The sequence below is a fragment of the Oceanobacter mangrovi genome, from assembly GCF_019740315.1.
In the GTDB taxonomy this organism is placed as follows: domain Bacteria; phylum Pseudomonadota; class Gammaproteobacteria; order Pseudomonadales; family Oceanobacteraceae; genus Oceanobacter; species Oceanobacter mangrovi.
Genome location: NZ_JAHXZR010000002.1, coordinates 43,524 through 63,277 on the forward strand (window position 1 = coordinate 43,524; position 19,754 = coordinate 63,277).

Annotated in this window: 15 protein-coding genes; 6 read left to right on the forward strand and 9 right to left on the reverse strand. The window is 55.4% G+C overall.

Annotation, left to right across the window (positions count from 1 at the left end; all coding sequences use genetic code 11):
* The first annotated feature begins 17 nt into the window (after positions 1–17).
* The gene (locus K6123_RS04340) at positions 18–776 is read left to right on the forward strand and encodes a cytochrome b/b6 domain-containing protein (RefSeq protein ID WP_221794541.1); all 759 of its coding nucleotides are present in this window, start codon (positions 18–20) and stop codon (positions 774–776) included.
* Positions 777–931: 155 nt separating this feature from the next.
* On the opposite strand, the gene K6123_RS04345 is transcribed toward K6123_RS04340, so the two are convergent.
* The 5 genes from K6123_RS04345 to bioF all read right to left on the reverse strand — a co-directional run bounded on the left by K6123_RS04345 (position 932) and on the right by bioF (position 5,294).
* Entirely contained in the window at positions 932–1,390 is a 459-nt protein-coding gene (locus tag K6123_RS04345) for a c-type cytochrome (protein ID WP_221794542.1), read from the reverse strand.
* A gap of 128 nt (positions 1,391–1,518) precedes the next feature.
* Complete coding sequence (bioD, locus tag K6123_RS04350; RefSeq protein ID WP_221794545.1) at positions 1,519–2,271, reverse strand: dethiobiotin synthase; 753 nt, start codon at positions 2,269–2,271, stop codon at positions 1,519–1,521.
* 70 nt (positions 2,272–2,341) lie between these two features.
* Positions 2,342–3,286, reverse strand: coding sequence for a methyltransferase domain-containing protein (locus K6123_RS04355; protein WP_221794547.1), 945 nt, complete (start codon positions 3,284–3,286; stop codon positions 2,342–2,344).
* The gene (locus tag K6123_RS04360) at positions 3,286–4,113 is read right to left on the reverse strand and encodes a thioesterase domain-containing protein (RefSeq protein ID WP_221794549.1); all 828 of its coding nucleotides are present in this window, start codon (positions 4,111–4,113) and stop codon (positions 3,286–3,288) included. The genes K6123_RS04355 and K6123_RS04360 overlap by 1 nt, the downstream gene beginning before the upstream one ends.
* On the reverse strand, positions 4,110–5,294 hold the full coding sequence (gene bioF / locus K6123_RS04365; protein ID WP_221794551.1) for an 8-amino-7-oxononanoate synthase: 1,185 nt from the start codon (positions 5,292–5,294) through the stop codon (positions 4,110–4,112). Before bioF ends, K6123_RS04360 begins: the two co-directional genes overlap by 4 nt.
* A gap of 220 nt (positions 5,295–5,514) precedes the next feature.
* Between bioF and bioA the strand changes: the two genes are divergently transcribed.
* Both bioA and K6123_RS04375 read left to right on the forward strand, forming a co-directional pair.
* Positions 5,515–6,870: an adenosylmethionine--8-amino-7-oxononanoate transaminase gene (bioA, locus tag K6123_RS04370; RefSeq protein WP_221794553.1), complete on the forward strand. Its 1,356-nt coding sequence runs from the start codon at positions 5,515–5,517 to the stop codon at positions 6,868–6,870.
* Positions 6,871–7,003: 133 nt separating this feature from the next.
* The gene (locus tag K6123_RS04375; RefSeq protein ID WP_221794555.1) at positions 7,004–7,480 is read left to right on the forward strand and encodes a hypothetical protein; all 477 of its coding nucleotides are present in this window, start codon (positions 7,004–7,006) and stop codon (positions 7,478–7,480) included.
* Positions 7,481–7,497: 17 nt separating this feature from the next.
* Here the strand turns inward: K6123_RS04375 and K6123_RS04380 are convergent, their stop codons facing one another.
* The 3 genes from K6123_RS04380 to K6123_RS04390 form a co-directional block, all read right to left on the reverse strand.
* On the reverse strand, positions 7,498–9,330 hold the full coding sequence (locus K6123_RS04380; protein ID WP_221794557.1) for a hybrid sensor histidine kinase/response regulator: 1,833 nt from the start codon (positions 9,328–9,330) through the stop codon (positions 7,498–7,500).
* On the reverse strand, positions 9,314–10,477 hold the full coding sequence (ercA, locus tag K6123_RS04385; protein ID WP_221794559.1) for an alcohol dehydrogenase-like regulatory protein ErcA: 1,164 nt from the start codon (positions 10,475–10,477) through the stop codon (positions 9,314–9,316). The genes K6123_RS04380 and ercA overlap by 17 nt, the downstream gene beginning before the upstream one ends.
* A gap of 309 nt (positions 10,478–10,786) precedes the next feature.
* Complete coding sequence (locus K6123_RS04390) at positions 10,787–12,961, reverse strand: 4Fe-4S binding protein (protein WP_221794561.1); 2,175 nt, start codon at positions 12,959–12,961, stop codon at positions 10,787–10,789.
* A gap of 592 nt (positions 12,962–13,553) precedes the next feature.
* Here K6123_RS04390 and K6123_RS04395 point away from each other — a divergent pair.
* From K6123_RS04395 to K6123_RS04405, 3 genes are all read left to right on the forward strand, one after another.
* Positions 13,554–14,654, forward strand: a complete 1,101-nt coding sequence (locus K6123_RS04395; protein WP_221794563.1) for a porin — start codon at positions 13,554–13,556, stop codon at positions 14,652–14,654.
* A 327-nt stretch (positions 14,655–14,981) separates the two neighbouring features.
* The gene (gene nosP / locus K6123_RS04400) at positions 14,982–16,142 is read left to right on the forward strand and encodes a nitric oxide-sensing protein NosP (protein ID WP_221794565.1); all 1,161 of its coding nucleotides are present in this window, start codon (positions 14,982–14,984) and stop codon (positions 16,140–16,142) included.
* Positions 16,139–18,763 carry a NahK/ErcS family hybrid sensor histidine kinase/response regulator gene (locus K6123_RS04405; RefSeq protein WP_246624627.1) on the forward strand — a complete coding sequence of 875 codons (2,625 nt, stop codon included), beginning with the start codon at positions 16,139–16,141 and terminating at the stop codon, positions 18,761–18,763. The genes nosP and K6123_RS04405 overlap by 4 nt, the downstream gene beginning before the upstream one ends.
* Here the strand turns inward: K6123_RS04405 and K6123_RS04410 are convergent, their stop codons facing one another.
* Positions 18,764–19,714, reverse strand: a complete 951-nt coding sequence (locus tag K6123_RS04410; RefSeq protein ID WP_221794566.1) for a quinone oxidoreductase family protein — start codon at positions 19,712–19,714, stop codon at positions 18,764–18,766.
* Positions 19,715–19,754: the final 40 nt, after the last annotated feature.

Sequence of the window (19,754 nt, forward strand, 5' to 3'; positions counted from 1 at the left end):
TGAGGCGAGAACTATTCTTGTCTGGCAAAATCCATTACAACAAGGCGAATGAAACTTTACCCGATGTTATGGGTAATGCCGACAGCTTAATAACTTTTTTACAGTATAACGCGTTAAACAGAGGGGAATGGACAGTGAAAATCTGGGACGGATTTATTCGTGGCTACCACTGGCTGCAGCTGGTGTTAATTGGAGGCTGCTGGTGGACTGCCGAGGAGGCTGAAATGGGCTGGCATATGACGTTGGCGGCCTGTCTGGGGGCATTGTGGATTACCCGTATCCTGTGGGGTTTTATCGGTTCGGAAAACGCCCGTTTTACATCCTTTATCAAAGGCCCAGGTGCTATTCGCCAATATGCTGCCAGCATATTGTCAGGCAAACCGACAAATCATACCGGTCACAATCCAATGGGGGCGTTGATGGTTGTAGCATTGTTACTGGTTATCGGCATGCAATGGGTATCTGGTTTATTTGCCACCGATGAAATTTTTACCGAAGGACCACTGGTGCAATATGTATCGGCTGAAACCGCCACGACGTTTTCGCAACTGCATCACCTGATATTTAATTTTATTATCGGTTTTGTGGTGATCCACGTACTGGCGGTGATTGTATATCGGATCAAGGGTGAGCGGCTGGCGGAGGCCATGGTTAGCGGCAAACGCAAGGATATGGTAGATGCTGACGTCACTGCGCCGAAGCTGAAAAATGGCCTGATCGCCTGGGCAATGTTTTTGCCAATCTGGGGTGGTTGTTACTACTGGATTGTTGGTTGATTCGGAGAACAGACAAAGCCGGGTTGCTGTTGCAACCCGGCTTGATCAACCTGGCAAGGCATGCCTTGCCCCTACGCAGGTGAATTTACACCGCCTGCGTAGGGTCCCGACATGTCGGGACAACGGCTCTGGTATGCTGGCAGGCCTTTTACAAATTAACGATTTTTGTAATCGGTATGGCAAGCCTTGCAGTTTTTGGCGGCTTCCATAAAGGCTGGCTTGATGGTGTCCAGATTGCCGGATTTGGCAGCCGCAGACAGCGCAGCGGTATCAGACACAAACTTGTTCATTTTGGTCTTGAAGCCGTCCATGTCTTCCCATACGGCTGGTTTGGCCTTGGTGTCGCCCTTGTCGGAACCTGGATAGGTAAAACCTTCCAGACCCATCTTGGCCAGTGCCGCCATGCTGTCTGCACGGTATTGGAATTCAGCGGCGTCGAAATCCTTTTTACCCTTGATCATGTCGCCCATCTGGCCAGTGTGTGCACCGACCAGGTGAAATACGGACTGACGAAATTCGATGGCGTCTTCAGCGTCTTCCATGGCGTGAGCAGAAGCAATACTGGCTGCGGTAATCATGGAAGCAGTTACGATGGCCTTGAAATTCAGTTTCATGAGGTTCCCTTTTTAACGGTCATGGGTGTAACAGGTGATGTTATTACTTGAATCTTAAATAGACCTGAACAAAAAGGGAATTACTCGCGACCGCTTCTCATTGTCGCAGCTGTCTCTGGTCTGGTTGTTCACCCTTCAAACAAGCTCAGTGAATCTGCCGCGAGCCTTGCTGCATGCTGCTTGAGGTCCAGAGGGGTTTCTGCCAGATCGGTTTCAAGATTGCTGAAATAAGGGATATGACCCAAATTTGGAACCTTGTGTTTTGCGAAGGCCTGCAGCAAATAATCCATATTGGCGTTTTCGACTTCCATCGCCGGGCTCAGGCTGTTGGCAACCCAGCCCGCGACGTCCAGTCCGGATGCCTGAATTGCCTGCAAGGTCAGCATGGCGTGGTTGATACAGCCGAGGCGCAGGCCAACCACCAGAATCACTTTTAATGGTCGGGTTTTGTTCAGCTCGACCGCCAGGTCCGCCAGCGTATGCTGGTTGTTGATTGGCACCAGCCAGCCACCGGCACCTTCGACCAGTTCAACGTCGGCGCTGCTTTGATCCAGACTGTGGTGGCAGGCTGCCAGCAGGCCATCCAGTGTCAGTGGGCTGCCTGTTTGTTCAGCGGCGATATGCGGCGCGATAGCGGCCTGCAGTGCAATCGGGTTGTGTACGGCATAGTCCAGCGCCGGAGCACTGAACATCTGGTGCAGTAGAGCATCGGAATTTTTCAGCTGACCATCGGCATCCTGTTCACAGCCCGCAGCCACGGGTTTCAGACCAAAAGTCGACAACCCGTGTTGTTGTGCCGACGCCAGGATGGCGGCCGATACCAGGGTTTTGCCAGCGTCAGTATCGGTGCCGGTAATGAAAAAGCGCTGTTTGGCAGCCATGGGGAAACTCCGGAAATTCGAGATGATCAGGTGCTGAGATTCAGGTTGCTGGTATTCAGGTTGCTGGTATTCAGGTCGTTTGAGATTCAGGTTTGTACGCAATAAACCAGCACAGCTGATAACTGAGCGGACAATGGCCGTTGTTGTCTTTGGGGTAGTACTGCTCGAACAGTCGTACCAGCTGACGTCCGGCCAAACCCGGGCGGCGGCCACTGTTTACATTGGTGGCACCAATGGCTTTCAGACCTTTTAACAAGGCAGTGACCGACGAGTAATCTTCCTGCAGCAGGCCGGTTTGCCATTGCTGCAGCTGCCAGCCACTGTTGGCCAACGCCTGTTGCAGCACCGGTTCAGTCACGAAGTTGTTAACGTGACGGTACTGGTCGATCTGTTGCCAGGTGCTGGCAATTTCTGCATGGGTGCCCGGCAGCAGGGTGGCGACGGCGAGGGTGGCGCCTGGCTGTGCCGCCCGAAACCATTCTCTCAGGGTTAACTCCGGATCTTCCGACCACTGCAGCATCAGGCTGGACAAAATGCCATTGGCGAGCAGCCTGCTTTTGCCATTCTGACCACCGCCGGTACTCTCCGGCTGAATCGGCAGCTGATCCGCATCGGCCTGGCTGAAACGCACCGGGCAGGGCAGGGATTCAGCTTTCTGGCGGGCGATTCTGAGCATGCCATCGGCCAGGTCGATGCCGTGCAGGCTGCTGGCACCGAGCAACTGCAGTGGCTGCAGACCCATGCCGGTGCCACAACCGATATCGAGCCAGTGGCCGTTGATACCGTCCGGGTGCTGTTGTTGCAGCAAGCGGATCAGCTGATTCAGTGCCTGTTGTTGAATCGACGCGGCGCTGTCATAGCTGCTGGCCGCACGACTGAACTGGCGGCTGACCTGGTTTTTGTCACGCAGCGGCTGTGGGCTGCTGGTTTGCTGGTCAGTCGTTTGTTGATCCGCTGCTTGTTGATCGGTCGCTTGTTGATCAGCTGCCAGAGTAGCTGGAGTTAAATTGCTCATTAATGACTTCCTGCCAGCAGTTGCAGGCGTTGGATCAGGGCATCTTGTAGATCGGCTTCCAGCACAGCTGCGTGGCTTTGGCCGTGGTTTGCAAGCTGTTTGGCCTGCAAGTCGCCCGGCGTCAGGGCATCACTGCTGGCGTACCAAACGGCACTGTCGGTCAGGTTCTGCAGCGGATATTGCTGATTGAGGTCGTATTGGGTCAGCCACTGCAACGTGGTGGCCAGCAAGGTTTGATTGCTGGACTCATCGCTGTTCTGCAGCGGTAACTGGAATTGAGCCAGTTCGCTGGCCAGATTTTTGGCGTTATCCGCACCCTGACAGCACAACATCAAAAAGCGTTTGAGGGTTTTGGCGGGCAGCTTGTCGAAACCGGCACAGAATGCTTCAAAGGTATCCGACGCCATACCGCTGTCACCGGCTTGTTGCTGTAAAAAGCGGTTGCCGGTGGCCAACACGGTCAGGCTTTGAGCCGCTTGCGGCTTGTTAGCGAGCTGGCTGCAACAGGCTTGCGCCAGCGCGCCGCCCAATGACCAGCCGATCCAGTGGGCTGGTCGCGATTGTGCTGTTTGTTGTTGATCTGTATGGCCTGGGCTGCTGCTTATCAATTCAACCGCCGCTGCAAAATCTGCTGTGGCAGACTTTTCTTGCAGCGCTGCCCACAAGGCCCGGTAGTCAAGGCCGTAGTGTTGACCGGGCAGTTGCTGGCTGATGGCGGCAAAAATATCGGCGCTGAAGCTCCAGCCCGGCAGCCAATAATAAACAGCGCCTTCATTTGAACCTAGTTTGGCGGTCGCAGATGGCAAGGCGTGCCAGATAGCGGTCATAGACGTTGCTCCGCAGGTACATGGCGGTCGAGTGCCACCAGCAGCCGGTCAATGTGCTGGCTCTGATGGGCAGCGGTAAGGGTAATACGCAAACGGCTGCTGCCTTCTGGCACGGTGGGGGGCCGAATAGCCGTAACCCAGATGCCATCGGCTTCCAGCGCGGCACTGATTGCCAGAGTATCGGTTTCCGGGCCAACCATAAGCGGCTGGATCGGTGAGTCAGAAGCCATCAGATTCAAACCCAGTTCACTGGCGCGCTGGCGGAAATAACGGATCGAGTCATGCAGTTGCAGCCGCAGCTGATCGTTTTTCATGCGTTCGAGATTGGCCAGCATCGCCGCTGCAACGGCCGGTGGCAATGCGGTGGTATAAATGTAGGGACGGGCGAACTGCACCAGATAATCCATGGTCGCTTCGTCACCGGCGGCAAAGGCTCCAAAACCGCCAAGCGCCTTGCCCAGCGTACCGATATACAGCGGCAGTTCAGCAGCACTCAAATCGAAGTGATCGCGGACGCCAGCGCCGTGTTGACCCAAAACGCCAAGGCCATGGGCATCATCAATCATCAACATGGCATTCTGTTGCTGGCACAGCTGGCTGAGCCGGGCGACATCGGCAAGGTCGCCGTCCATGCTGAAAATACTGTCGGACACGACCAGTGCCATTTCCTGCTTGCGTTGTTCTAACTGGCGTTGCAGCTGGTCGTAGTCGAGATGGCGATAACGCTGGAAATCGGCCCTGCTTAACAAGGCGCCGTCGATCAGCGAGGCGTGATTGAGTTTGTCCTGCAGAATCAGGTCGCCACGCTGGGTCAGTGCATTGATACACCCCAGATTGGCCATAAAACCGGTCGAAAACAGCAAGGCACGGGGGTAACCCGTATGGGCGGCCAGTGCCTGTTCCAGTTCATCATGGACACTGGAATGGCCACACACCAGATGCGAAGCGCCGCTGCCGAGGCCCCATTGCAGCGCCGCCTTGGCAAGGTCTTCACCGGCCTGATTGGCCAGCCCCAGATAATCATTGCTGCAGAAGTTCAGCAGCGTCCGGCCATCCTGTTCTACTTCAATCGCTTGCGCCGATGCCAATGTACGGCGACGGCGCCATTGATTAGCCTGCTGCCGTTGCTGATTGGCGCTGGCAATACGTTGTTGCCAGATGGGAGTAGTGGCGTTGGCCATGAATAAACCTTGTGGAATTCGTCAGCATCGACACTAATCCAGCATCAGCACAGGTCAATCAGCATGTGACGCCGGGGTTTACTGGTGCTGATTGATACCACTCTGGTTAGATTTTCGGGCGCTGTAGTTGCCTTGGTTGCGCTTTCGATCTGCGGATCGTCACAGATTTGCGGTAGTCTTGCCGGCAATTGAATTCTGAACGATTTGCCGAAGGTACAGCATGTCTGATTCCCGTTCTGCTGGCGGTTTTTCCCGCAGCCCAAGCTACTCACCACTGGATACCCTGGCGTTTGATCGTCAGCACATCTGGCACCCCTACAGCTCCATGACCCAGCCCGGTCCGGTGTGGGAAGTGGTCTCGGCACATGGTGTGCGGTTGCGGCTGAAAGATGGCCGTGAGCTGATCGACGGCATGGCGTCCTGGTGGTGTGCGGTGCATGGTTACAATCATCCACGCCTGAATCAGGCCGCGCGCGAGCAGCTCGATGCCATGTCGCACGTGATGTTCGGTGGTCTGACTCACGAACCGGCGGTGGAACTGGCCAAACGTCTGGTGGCACTGACGCCTGCCGGGCTCGACAAGGTGTTCCTGGCGGATTCGGGGTCTGTGTCGGTCGAAGTCGCGATCAAGATGGCGATTCAATACCAGCATGCCCGTGGGTATCCGCAGAAGCAGCGTTTGCTGGCGCTGGAGCGTGGCTATCATGGTGACACCATGGGCGCCATGTCGGTATGTGACCCGCAGCGCGGCATGCACCATCTGTTCGCAGGCATGTTGCCACAGCAGTTGTTTTTGAAAGAGCCGCAGGTTTGTTTCCCTCGTGATGATGTCGAATTCGATGCTGAGCAGCTGGATCGGGACATCGCCGCGTTACATGAAAAACTCAGCCTGCATCACCACGAACTGGCAGCGCTGATTGTGGAGCCAATCGTGCAGGGCGCCGGCGGTATGCGCTTCTATCATCCGGACTACCTGAAAGCTGCGCGGCTGCTGTGTGATGAGTTTGACGTACTGCTGATCGCTGATGAAATCGCTACCGGCTTTGGCCGTACCGGCAAGCTGTTCGCCTGTGAACATGCGGATATCAGCCCGGACATTCTGTGTGTCGGTAAAGCCATCACCGGCGGTTACATGACCCTGGCAGCCACGCTGGCGACGACCCATGTGGCGGAAACCATCAGCAAGGGCGAAGCCGGTTGTTTTATGCACGGGCCAACCTTTATGGCCAACCCACTGGCTTGCCGGGTGGCCTGCGAAAGTATTGACGTGCTGATGCAATCTGGCTGGCAGCAAAAAGTCGAACGTATTGCCGCCGGTTTGAACAAGGGGCTGGCGCCATTACGAGGCCATGCTGGTGTCAGGGATGTACGCGTGTTAGGTGCGATTGGGGTGGTGCAGCTGGAGCAGCCTGCCGAACTGGCCAGACTGCAGCCGCTGTGCGTTGAGCAGGGCATCTGGATTCGCCCATTTGCCGACAATGTCTACGTGATGCCACCGTTTGTTATGAGCGAAGAGGACCTTGGCAAACTTACCGACGGACTGGTGACGGCGGTGCAGACCTATTTAAAAGGCTGATTACTGCGCTGGCGGGATCAAATTTGCAGCAACAAATCATACTGCTGGTGCAGTGATGCTGTCGTAAGGATACGGTATAGTCAGCGCCGCCTGGTAATTGGCCGGGCGGAATTGCTAATCAGGAGCCGTTGAAATGCGCTTGAAGTTGCTGGCTGGTCTGTTGCCACTGTTATTGGCAGCACCAGTTGCCATAGCCGCAGAAAATCCCTCAGCAGATGAGGTAAACCGGGTTTTTTCCTATATCTACGAAGGCCAGTATCCGCTGTTGCTGGAAGCCAAGGCCTGTAGTCAGGTGGTGAGAGGCGCTGATAATGCCGCCCAGTGTGCTGGCGAGCTGGACACCAATCGTATTGTGCAAGGCTCGCGGCCATTGCTGTGGATGAGTTTCCTGGTTCCCAAACAGGCGGATGCGGAAGTCCGTATGAGCTTCCGTTATGAAAGCCGACCGTATCCGCACACCTTGCTGAAAACCGCCAAAGGCATGCGTTATCGGGTCACCCGATATCTGGAGACGGCGCATGTTGGCCGCTGGCAGGTGGAGCTGAGCCAGCTCACGGATCACGGTTTCGAGCCGATTGCGACCATTCCCTATACCGTGGTGGCTCATTGAGTCGAAGTAACGCCCTGTTAATCCCGATCCAGCAAATACGACATTAATACCCGCAGCTTGGCCGGTTTGACCGGCTTGTTGAGGCGGGCTGCGCCGAGTTGCTGGATTTCCTGACGCACTGGATCGCTGCGATCGGCGGTGATCAATACCGTCGGGGTGTAAAGCATATCTGGATGTTGCTGGCGCAGTTGGCGAATCACTTCCGTGCCGGTTTCACCATGATCGAGATGGTAATCAGCCATCACGATATCTGGCTGGAACGACAGCCAGGCTTCGTGGGCAACTTCACCATTGCTGGCGGTAATCACCTGACAGCCCCAGGCTTGCAGCAGGCTTATCATGCTGACCCGAATACTTTCCTCGTTATCGATCACCAGCACCCGGGCGCGGTCAAATCTGGGTTGCAGGTTGCCGATTAATGGCAAGGTATCGGCCTTTAACGGCTGTTCGGTAGCCTGATTGGGCAAGTTCTCCAATCTTGGCACCCGCACTGAAAAGCGGCTGCCAACACCGACCCGGGAATCGACATACACCTGATGCCCTAACATGCGGCTGATTCGTTCGACGATGGCCAGCCCCAGGCCAACCCCTTTGCTGCGGCCCTTGGTGGCGTTGTCGAGCTGACGGAATTCGCGGAAAATTTCAGCTCGCAGGTGCTCGGCGATACCGGGGCCTGAGTCCGCCACCATCAGCTCCAGCTCATCCCCCTTGCGACGGCAGCCAATCAGTACCCGGCCAGACGGCGTATAACGAATGGCGTTGCTGACGAAGTTACGCAAGATGCGCATCAACAAACGGGAGTCGCTGCGAATCCTGTGGTTGCTGCCAACCATGCGCAGTTCCAGCCCGGCTTGTTCGGCAACCGGCTGAAATTCGCTGAACAAGGGCTGCAGCAGTTCGGCGACGGCAAACTCTTCGACGTCGGGGGTCACTGCGTTGGCGTCAAGGCGGGAAATATCCAGCAGATCTCCCAGTAATTCCTCCGCCCCGCCGAGCGCGGTGTGGATGCGTTCGACCAGTATCTGATTATCCGGGCCTAATTGCTTTTCCTGCAGGGTGGCCACCAGCAACCGAGCGGCGTTCATTGGTTGCAGCAGGTCGTGACTGGCGGCAGCGAGGTATTTGTCCTTGCTGAGGTTGGCGGCTTCGGCTTCCTGTTTGGCCGCTTCCAGCTCCCGGGTGCGTTCGGTGACGCGTTGCTCCAGCTCGGTATTGATGCGAGCCATGGCAGCCTGGGCGCGTTTGCGTTCGGTAATATCGTAGACAAACACTTCCACCAGGCCCTGGCTGGCGTCTTTTAACAGCACGTTGATGGAAACCGGCACCGGTTCCTGAGCGTTGTTGCGCTTGAAACGGGTTTCAAATGAGCGGATCGAGGAATGATCGAGCAGATCTTCCATCAGACGGTCGAAATCATCGGCAACATCAAACAGGTCATCGCGCACCGAGTGCATGGCGCGCAGAAATTCTGTGGCATTGCGATAACCACAAATGTGCGCCATGGCCGGGTTGGCGTTACGAATACCATCATGGGTGCTGGCCTGAAAAATACCGTGCAGGGCGTTTTCAAACAGCCATTGATAGCGTTCCTTTTCGACTTCCAGCTCGTCGATTTTTTCCAGTAATTCGGGGTAATAACTCTTGCGGGCAGAGAAGGCTCCCAGCCCGATCAGGCTTTGCACCAGCGTATTGTCTTCCTGATTTTGCTGCTCGCTGTAGTGCGTTGGCTGCCGTACGGCGCTGTCAGGTTGTTTGGTTTCAGCCACCGCCTGACGCTTGCGTGGTGGTGCACCAGCGCTGCCAGTGACATCGAATGGCCATCCCGAGCCAGCCTCAAAGGGCTTCTTCATAGACGACCTCAACGTCACGTTTGTTCGACTTGCGCGGGTTGGTGAGGATGCAAGGGTCAGTAATGGCGTTACCTGACAACGCTGGAATATCGGCCATGCTGACACCGGCTTCTCCCAGTGTCTGGGTCAGCCCAAGCTCGGTTTTGAGGTCACGAATATGAGTCACCAACGCCTTTTGCAGCTGGGGTGTCGACAGCTGGCGGGTGTCGATCCCCAGCGTGTTGGCAATGACCTTGAAGCGGTCGGGAGCGGCACTGAAATTAAAATCGACGACTCGTTCAATCAGAATCGAGTTACAGAGACCGTGAGGCAGGTCGAGAAAACCGCCCAGACTGTGCGACATGGCATGTACCGCGCCTAGAATGGCATTGGAAAATGCCAACCCGGCCTTCAGCGACGCCAGCATTAGCTGCTCGCGTAATGCCACATCGTTGGGGTTCCTGATCAGGTTTGGCAGATTGGTGGAGACCAGATTGATGGCTTCCAGCGCCATCGAATCCGTCAGCGGCCCGGAGGCGGTAGACACAAAAGCTTCAATCGCATGCACCATGGCGTCCACACCGGTACAGGCGGTCAGGAATGGGTCCATGGTGAGGGTTGTTTCCGGGTCGATCAGGGTTACGTCCGGCACCACCGCCTTGCTGACAATCGACACCTTCATACGGGTGTCCTGATCCGAAATAATCGCGAACTGGGATACGTCGGCCGAGGTGCCGGCTGTGGTAGGGATAAACACCAGCGGCGGAATTGGCGAATGAATGCGGTCGACGCCTTCAAACATCAGAATATGCTGGTTATTGGCCGAAACAATGCCAATGCCCTTGGCGCAGTCCATCGGGCTGCCGCCACCGACGGCAACAATCAGGTTGCAGCCTTCTTCGTTATAGAGACGGGCTCCCGTCATGACTTCTTCAGCACGCGGGTTGGGGCTGACGCCCGCAAATACCCGGTATTCGATAGCAATTTCATCCAGACTGTCCTGCACATCCTTGACCCAGCCACTGGCGATCACACCAGGGTCGGTCACGATCAGCACCCGCTGGGCGCCAAAGTTGCGGGCAAAATTACCCACGGCCTTGCGGGCACCAACGCCAAAAATGATTTCCGGAGCGACAAATTTGCGGAGGCTGGAGATGCTGGTAGTCATATTGTTGTTATTTTGATGTAGGGATTGGCAGCAAGTTATACCGCGAATCGGGACAGCGCAAACCCCACGGGGAAATTTGATCCGTTAGTCTAGTGAGATTCGTTCGCAGGTATTGGTTTGTACGCTGTTTATACAGCTTTTTCCGAACGACATTCAGAACGACGACTCGAACGACATCCCGAACGACAATGCGCGATTTGACCGCCATGAGGATGGGAATCGGGCAAGGCATGCCTTGCCCCTACGAAAGTGAATCTTGTATCACCTTCGCAGGGGCTCGACATGTCGGGACAGCGGATTGCGCTGCCATCAACCTGTTGCGATCAAGGTGTTGGTTTCTTCTTTATTAGCAGACTGCCGCTGTTGCCGTTGGGCCTTTTTCTGCTCGGTGATACTGCTGACGCACTGCTGCGGATCGTGCAGGATCACCACGCATTCCAGACACTGAATGCACTCGTTGTAATCGATTTCACCGGTCTTTTTGATCGCCTTGATTTCGCAGCGATGGCTACAGAGCTGGCAGGGCGTGCCACACATATCGACCCGGTCGAGCCAGCTGAACAGCCGCAGTTTCCCCAGTACCGCCAGCCCGGCACCCAGTGGACACAGGTACCGGCAGTAGAATTTATGGATAAACATGCTGCCGACCACCAGGGCCACGGCATACAAGACAAATGGCCAATAACGATCGAAGTAGAGGGTGATACTGGTTTTGAAAGGCTCGATTTCTGCCAGGCGTTCGGCCAGTGTCAGCGAGCCAAAGGCAGTGGCCACCAGCCCGAGCAGAATCGGGTACTTCAGCAGGATCAATTTGCGGTGAATGGTATCTGGCACCTTGTACTGTCTAAAACCCAGCTTTTTACCGAGCCAGGAAGCCATTTCCTGCAAGGCTCCAAACGGACACAGCCAGCCGCAGAACAGCCCGCGTCCCCAGATAAACAGGCTGACAAAGGTGTAGCTCCAGAGGATAAAAATCACCGGGTCGAGCAGGAATATATTGAGGTCAAAGCCGTCGACGATGTTGAGGAACAGGGTGTAGATGTTCACCACCGACAACTGTCCCTGAGCGTAAAAACCGAGATAGAAGAGGGTGAAAAACAGGAAGCCCCAGCGGAAACGGTGCAGCAGTTTCGGAAAACGGGTGAGATAGCGTTGCCAGACGAACAGCGCCGTCAGCAGCACCAATGCGATACTGACCAGCGTGATCGACAGCCAACGATCTTTCCACAGTCCCACCCATAAAGGTGCACGCTGGTTGGCGCTGTCGTCCACTTCAATAAATTCAAACAGTTCGGGAGGGAAGGAGACCGGCGCTTCGAAGTGGGCATGGTCAGTGACCAGGTGGTTGCGCGGTAGTTGCAGGTTCAACACCAGCTGGCTGGGGGCGCCCGGGTTAAAACCGGCGTTGCCGCCGACTGCAAACAGGTTGGCCTGTTCAAATTCCGGCAGCCCGGCAACCTGTAACTGGATGGTCCCCCCCAGGGCGTTCATATCTCGCATTTCGACCGACAGACCACCTTGTTCCAGTGCTAATCGGCTTGGCACTGTGCCGGGTTTGAAGTCGTCTGGCACATGGGTAAACAGGCCGTTAGACATCACCACCATGACCTGTTGATCCGGTTTCAGTGACGCCATCAGCTTGTTGTAGCCATCGTCACCCAGCAGGTTGCGGCCAATCGACGGCGCATTGATATAGCTGTACCAGATTTCACTGAAGGCTTCATCCGGGTCGGGTTCACGCAGCGACGGGTAACTGTCGAGACTGGTACCCAACGCCCGTTCTGCGGCGTTGATGTCCAGGCGCCAGTGATCGACATAACCTTTATCCAGCAAGCCTTGCCAATCGAGCGGCTGATAGAGATCCATCAACGCTCGGGCCGCTGGCGGCTGGGCAAATCCTTCAAGCTTGTGGCGGGCAACCTTGAGTGCCGACGACAGTACAACGTCGTTGATGATTATCACCGACACCGTCGCCTTGGAGACGCCGTCGAAATACACCACACCCTCGGTGGTGCTGCCATCGCCCTTGCTGGAATCAATCACAATATGGTCGGTGAGTGAGTTGCCCTGGTACTGGCCAACAAAGTCCAACAGCGGCTGCGGGCCAAGCCCATGCAGAAACACAGGTTCGTGGTGATCCAGCACCCTGACGCCCACAAATTCCCCAATCGCCGAAATACCAATCAGCAGACTCAGGGGCTTGCCCGAGAAGCCGGGCAGGTCGCTGATATCGCGGGATTCATAAGCATAGCCAAGCAATTCGTTGAGCTGGTAAACCGGATAAACCGGGTAGTCGGCTTGCTTCGGCTCTATGCGGGTCGCCTTGGGAAACAGCTGCTGAATATGCTGTTCGATGGATAGCTGTGGCTGAGCCTCATCGCTTGCCTGTGCCGGAGCAACCGGCAGACACCAGAGTAATAACAGAATTGGCAACCACAGCCAGACACCATCGTGACGGACTGTCAGTTCCTTTAACGCCGACATAACGACTCCCGATTTGTTGTTCTTATTGGTTTGCAGAGTTTGCAGGGAATCATTCGATGCTAGAGCCGGGCGGCACAAACTCAATGCTTCTTTGGGGTTGGTCAGGGCGCTACCAAAGCGGTAGATGGCGGGCTGGTCGCGCAGGTCAGGGAACTGAGAAGGTGGGCTCTCACCGGTAAAGGCGCTCTGGTACACGAGCTCTGATACGTTAGATAGCAGCTTTCTAACAGCTGTTTCATGACTTAACTGACAGCTTTACCGCATTTCCAGTACTCAGGGAGTAGGGACGAAGACTTTGGTGTGAGGAAGCCAATGCACCAAAGGCGAGCAACCAAAGAGCGCGCCAATGCCAATGAAGGAAGCATACCGGCCAGCCGCTGCCGCAGGGATAGTGAAGCAGTTGTTCAGGGCTCGTGTCCTGCACCGCTTCAGAGTGTTCCTGTTTGGGGTGGGCGTAAGCCCACCCCCTTTTCATATACAGACATCTGACCCGGCGGGCGCACGGGTTTGCTGAAGTTAGCCGGACGGCTGGCTGTGGCAAACAGGGCAACACTTCTCCTGAACACAACAACAACACAATCAGGGTTAGACAATGAAAAATAATAATATTGCCAAACTTCTGCCGCTCGCGGCAGCCGTTGCCATCAGCTCACAGGCATCCGCCGCGATCACCTTGTACGATCATGAAGAGACCACTTTCTCCGTCGATGGCCTGTTCAACACTTTCTATGTGAACAGCGACTCCAGCGCTGACGGTGCCAACGACGTATCCCAGGCCCGGATCAAAATGGGCTTCCTGCCAAACGTGATTGGTTTTAACTTCAGCAAGCAGGTAGATGACCTCAAGCTGGGTGGCCGCTCGTCCTTCTGGGCGACCATCAACGACGGTAACTCCAACCTCACTGATTCCTTGATCGACACTCGTCAGTTCTACGCTACGGTAGACGGCAGCTTTGGTCAGATATTGATTGGTAAGGACTTTGCGCTGTTCAACCGCTCCAACATCCTCGGTGACGAAATCCTGCTGGGTTTCGGTCAGACCATGACCACCGGCGACGATGGCAACAATGTCTCGTTCGGTAATATTGGCGCTGGTTATCTGTATCCATTCCCGAACTCCCAAATCACTTATCGGACCCCGGACATGGGCGGTTTTAACCTGGCGGTCGGCTTGATGGACCCGGCCAAGCGCGATGCCGCTTCTGAAGAAAGTCGCCCACGTATTGAAGCTGAAGCTTCCTACGCCACCGACTTTGACGGTGGTTCGGTGAAAGGCTGGCTCGGTTATATGAACCAGGAATCCAAACTGGCTGGTGACGCCATGACCGCCAAAGGCGTTTCCTACGGTGTTAACGTCAAATTCGCTGGTTTGGCACTGACCGCATCTGGCTTCAAGGCTGATGGTGTTGGGACTGCTGGCCTGGGCAACCTGCTCACCACCAGTGATGGTGAGGTCGATGGTAAATTGCTGCAGGCTTCATACACCATCAACGGCACCCGTCTGGTACTGTCGCGCGGTGAAAACGATGGTGGTTCGACAGCCAATGCCAGTGATCTGGACCTGACCAACAAAACCTTTGCGGTCTTCCATTCCCTGAACAGTAATCTGACTTTGGTAGGTGAATACAACAAGGCAGAGACCGATACGGCCGAAATCAAAACCATCGCGCTGGGCGCAGTCGTGACCTTCTGATCGACCCATTTGACCGGTGCCAGTCTGTCTGAGCCAAACAGACACAAGGCTACCAATTGGCAAAACAAGGGATGGCCTGTGCCATCCCTTGTTGTTTGTGTCTGGAAAAGATGGGCTTTAGCCAGGCAGCCAGTGCGGAACGCCTATTCCATCAGTTTCTGTAGCACTCCCCAAACCAGCCCGGAAGTCTCCGATTGGGGAACAAAACCCGGTGCTGAAGTAGCATATGCCGGGGTTTTGAAGCTGTTTAGACTGTGTTTCCGGTAGTAATCCGGTAACCTGATTTGCGATACACAACCATCCGGAGGAGCTATGCCAGGAGGATCCATGCTCGCGGTAGAAACTCAATGCTACGAGTCCGTCAGAACGGCCAGTTCGACTCAAACGGATGTAGTTCTGGCCGCGGATGAGGTGTACCAGGCGCTGGCGAATATTGAAATGAGCCAGGTGGTTTTTTTCTGCTCCAATGATTTTGATTTTGATGCGCTTGCCAAAGCCTTGCGGCAGCGGTTTGGCGATATCAACCTGGTTGGTTGCACTACCGCCGGGGAAATTTCTCCTCTGGGCTATTGCAGTGGCAGCATCACAGCGATTGGTTTCCCGGCTTCATCCTTTGCCGTCAAGGCGGCGCTGGTATCCGATCTCGCCGAATTCAGTTTCACCGATGCCCAGACGCTGATTCACAGTATGCTCGACGACTGCGCTTCCCGTCAGGTGGCGCCGATCAAGGGCAATACTTTTGCACTGACCCTGCTGGATGGCCTGTCGGTAGAAGAGGAACGCTTGCTGCGCTTGTTGAATGCCCATTTGGGCAGTATTCCCTTATTGGGTGGCTCGGCGGCAGACGATATGTGCCTGAGCAAAACCCACGTCTATTTTGATGGCCGCTTTTTAACTGATTCGGCCATTGTTTTGATGGTTAATACCCGGTTCGATTTTGAAGCCTTCACCATCCATCACCTGTTGCCAACCGACGAAAAACTGGTGGTCACGGATGCCGATCCGATGGAACGGCGGGTGTTTGAAATCAATGCCGAGCCAGCGGCACTGGAATACGCCAGAGTACTGAATCTCGACGTTCATTCGCTCAACCCGGAAGTCTTTGCGCTGAATCCGCTGTCCGTGCGGATTGGAGACCGCTATTACCCGCGCGCGATCCAGAAGGTCAACGAAGATAACAGTCTGTCTTTTTATTGTGCTGTCGACACCGGCATTGTGCTGACCTGTTCTCATGCAGGCGACATGCTGGAGCAGCTGGAAGGGCTGTTTCGCGACATTACACGCCGTATTGGTACGCCGCAGCTTATCCTCGGCTACGATTGTATTTTGAGACGGATTGAACTGGAGCATAAACAACTGCACCAGCAGGCGTCTGAACTGTTTGCCCGTCACCGGGTAATCGGCTTCAACACTTACGGCGAGCAATTTAACGGTATGCACTTGAATCAAACCTTCACCGGCGTTGCGCTCGGGGGACCTGACTATTGAATCCCGAGGTCGAGGATCTCAATCGCCAGCTGGCAGAACTGCAACAGGAAAATCAGCGCCTGAAGAAGATCAACCAGGCTCTGATGCAGCGGGTCGAAGCCGGGCCAGACAGTACCGATGGCGCGTACGATAACTTCAAGCACTCGGTGTTTCTGGCGGAACAGGTACGTGAGCGTACTGAAGCGCTGAATGAAGCCATGCACAGCCTCAAAAGTACCAACACCGAACTGGTACAGGCCAATGCTGCCGCCACGCATGCCCACGAACTGTTGAAGCAGGCCATCGAAAGTATTTCCGATGCCTTTGTGCTGTACGATGCCGAACGCAAGTTAGTGATGGCTAACTCCCGTTTCAATCAGTTCTGGGTCAACTCCGGCATTGAAATCTGCCCGGGCATGGAGCAACAGCAGATCCACAAATTATCCCAGCGTCACCGGCTGATCGACCGTTATTACGGTGATTCAGTGGCGACCGCCCAGCGGGCTTTGCCGGGGGATGGAAAGGTCTTTCATATGCGCAGCGGCGCCTGGGTGCACGTTAGTGAACGGCCAACCCAGGATGGTGGTTTGGTGGTTCTGTACAAAGACATCAGCGCCCTTATCGAAAACGAACGGGCCTTGCGTGAAGAAGCGCTGGCGAAAAAATCCCAGCTGCTGCAAAACACTCTGGATAACCTCTCGCAAGGGGTGGTGCTGGTTAACCGCAATCGTAAACCGGAAACCTGGAACCGGCGTTTTATCGAGTTGACGGGGCTGATCCAGAGCCAGCTCGACGACAGTGGTTCTTTCTTTGAGGTGATGGAGCAAACCGAGGTTTGTGACCTTAACCCCTGGTCCCGCGATGAATACGGCCAGCTCACCTTACAACGGGAACAGGTGTTGTCGGATGGACGGGTGTTAGAAATCAAGACCCATCCAATGCCGGGTGGGGCGTTTGTAAACACTTACACCGACATCACAGAACGCAGCCAGGCGGTGAAGGCGCTGGCTGAAAGTGAGCAGCGTATCCGGGTGATTACCGACACGGTTCCGGCCCTGATTGGTTATGTCGACAAGGACATGCAGCTGACCTTTTCCAACCGTGCCTATGAGCAATGGTATGGCTACGACCGCAAGGCGATCCTGGGTAAAAAACTTGATGAAACGGTTGGCGCCGAGCAGTTCAAACGTCTCAGACCTTATATCGAACGGGCGTTAAGTGGCCGCAGTGTGTCGTTTGAAATTACGGATCCTGCACCCGATGGCGAAGTCCGCCATGTGGTGAAAAACTATGTGCCGGAATTTGATGAATACGGCGCGGTGCAGGGGTTGTACGTGCTGATCCAGGACATCACCGAAATCCGCCGGACTTCCGAGGCACTGGCGCAGGCCTATCAGCATCTGGAACAGCGAGTTGAGGATCGTACCCGCGCGCTGACCGAGCTGAACGGTCAGTTACGGCAGGAAATCGATGAACGTCGGCAAATTGAAAACCGCTTGCGCGAAGCCAAACTGGATGCCGAGCAGGCCAACCACAGCAAGACCAAATTCCTCGCGGCGGCCAGTCATGACCTGCTGCAACCCATGAATGCAGCACGGCTGTTCTGTGCCTCGCTGATGGAACACCCGCTTGATGATCGCACCCGTCAGCTGGTCAACTCACTGAGCTATTCGCTGGAAGACGTCGAAACCCTGCTGGCTGCCCTGGTTGATATTTCCAAGCTGGACGCCGGTGTAGTGAAACCGGATATCACGGCTTTTGGCGCCGGTGATCTGCTTGGTAACCTGGCCAATGAATACCGCACGCTGGCAGCAGATTCGGGTCTCGATTTTGAGTACATCGCCACCAGTTCAGTGATTATGTCCGACTCCCAGTTGCTGGCGCGGATTCTGCGAAACTTCCTCACCAACTCAGTGCGTTACACCCCGAGGGGCAAGATCACCCTTGGCTGTCGTCGTCGCAAGGATGGCCTCGAAATCCAGGTGTGGGATACCGGTATGGGCATCGCCGAAGACAAGCTGGAAGAAATCTTTCTTGAGTTTAATCGCGGCAGCCAGAAAGACAGCGGGCGCGACAAGGGACTTGGTCTGGGGCTGGCGATCGTCGACAAGATGTCCGGCATTCTGAAAACACCCATCAAGGTGCGTTCGCGGCTCGGTTTTGGTTCCTGTTTCTCGGTGCTGGTGCCTTATGGTCGCAAGCAACAGGTACGGCGTGCCGCAACGCCTGGCTTCCTGTTACCGGGTAACCAGCAATTCTGTGGGCGCCGGGCATTGGTGCTGGATAACGAAGCGTCTATTTGTCATGCCATGGAGGTGCTGCTCAGCAGCTGGGGTTTTGAGGTGCTGGCAGTGCAGAGCTACGAAGAACTCTTGTTATGTCGGGATGAGCTTGAGGCGGGTATCGATCTGATTCTGGCGGACTATCACCTTGACGACGGCGAAACCGGCATCGACGCGGTGGCATTGATGCGCAGCGATCTGGGGCTGGAAGCTCCGGTGCTGATGATTACCGCCAACTACACCAACAGCCTCAAGCAGGAAGTGCGCGAGCAAGGCTACCGGCTGATGAACAAACCGGTACGCCCGGCCAAACTCAAGGCTATGATCCATCATATGCTGCAGCAGGCCGTGGTGGCCTGACTAGCTGCCAATCGTCAACACCAGTCGCTCCGGCCCGGTGTACTGCCAGGCCTCGCTGACCTGTTCCAGCGGCATGGTGTGGGTGGCAATTTGCAATCCGGCCGGGCGAGCCATCTGCAGCACCTGTCCGATACAGTAAAGCAAGGCGGCGTTACTGACGCTGCCCAGGCCGCTGCCCATCAGTTGCAGGTTCTTGCTGCGTAAAATACTGGCGTTTAGAGGAATATCTGCACCCGCCAACGAGCCGATATTGACGAACTTCAGGGCATTGGTCATCGCTGTATTGGCCGCCGCGGTCAAAATAGCAGCGGCTGGCGTTCCCCATAAATAGTCCAGCACGATGTCGATGCCAGACTGGATCATGCTCTCTTTAAGTCGGGCAATCAGCTGCTCGTGCGGTTGTGCCAAGCAGATAAACTCATCGGCTCCAAGCGCCAGCAGGCTGCTTTCTTCGGCAGCGTTACGAGCGCTGGCAATAATTTTGCCAGCCCCCAGATAGCGGGCAATCTGGATCGCCAGCCGGCCGGAAGCACCGGCGGCACCATTGATCAGCACATTGTCACCAGACTTGAAACCAGCCCGATATTGCAACGCTGCCACAGACGACATCCCCGGGTTTCCCAGTGCCGCAGCAGTGACGTCGTCCAGATCATCGGGTACCGCGACACATTGGCTGCGTTTGACCAACGTTTGTTCTGCCATTGACCCCATTGGCGGAAACGCAAAAAACACCCGTTCGCCCGATGCCAGTCTGCCAACGCCATCAACACCTGGTACAAACGGCAACGATAGGTTGGCACTGTAATGACGGCCAGATGCTTTGGCCCTGACCAGCTGACTGATCGTGCTTGCTGTTGGATACACCAGCAGATCGTCAGCTTGTGGGGTAGGAGCATCGGTGATGCCAAAAACAGGCGGGTTATTGAGGTCGGTTACAAGTGCGGCTTTCATGGAGTTCCTGCTACTGTTGTTATCTGGAATGCAGCGCATT

Coding starts and splice junctions, on each gene's coding strand:
- K6123_RS04345 (WP_221794542.1), bottom strand. CDS start 1,390: ATGAAACTGAATTTCAAGGCCATCGTAACTGCTTCCATGATTACCGCA.
- bioD (WP_221794545.1), bottom strand. CDS start 2,271: ATGGCTGCCAAACAGCGCTTTTTCATTACCGGCACCGATACTGACGCT.
- K6123_RS04355 (WP_221794547.1), bottom strand. CDS start 3,286: ATGAGCAATTTAACTCCAGCTACTCTGGCAGCTGATCAACAAGCGACC.
- K6123_RS04360 (WP_221794549.1), bottom strand. CDS start 4,113: ATGACCGCTATCTGGCACGCCTTGCCATCTGCGACCGCCAAACTAGGT.
- bioF (WP_221794551.1), bottom strand. CDS start 5,294: ATGGCCAACGCCACTACTCCCATCTGGCAACAACGTATTGCCAGCGCC.
- bioA (WP_221794553.1), top strand. CDS start 5,515: ATGTCTGATTCCCGTTCTGCTGGCGGTTTTTCCCGCAGCCCAAGCTAC.
- K6123_RS04375 (WP_221794555.1), top strand. CDS start 7,004: ATGCGCTTGAAGTTGCTGGCTGGTCTGTTGCCACTGTTATTGGCAGCA.
- K6123_RS04380 (WP_221794557.1), bottom strand. CDS start 9,330: ATGAAGAAGCCCTTTGAGGCTGGCTCGGGATGGCCATTCGATGTCACT.
- ercA (WP_221794559.1), bottom strand. CDS start 10,477: ATGACTACCAGCATCTCCAGCCTCCGCAAATTTGTCGCTCCGGAAATC.
- K6123_RS04390 (WP_221794561.1), bottom strand. CDS start 12,961: ATGTCGGCGTTAAAGGAACTGACAGTCCGTCACGATGGTGTCTGGCTG.
- K6123_RS04395 (WP_221794563.1), top strand. CDS start 13,554: ATGAAAAATAATAATATTGCCAAACTTCTGCCGCTCGCGGCAGCCGTT.
- nosP (WP_221794565.1), top strand. CDS start 14,982: ATGCTCGCGGTAGAAACTCAATGCTACGAGTCCGTCAGAACGGCCAGT.
- K6123_RS04410 (WP_221794566.1), bottom strand. CDS start 19,714: ATGAAAGCCGCACTTGTAACCGACCTCAATAACCCGCCTGTTTTTGGC.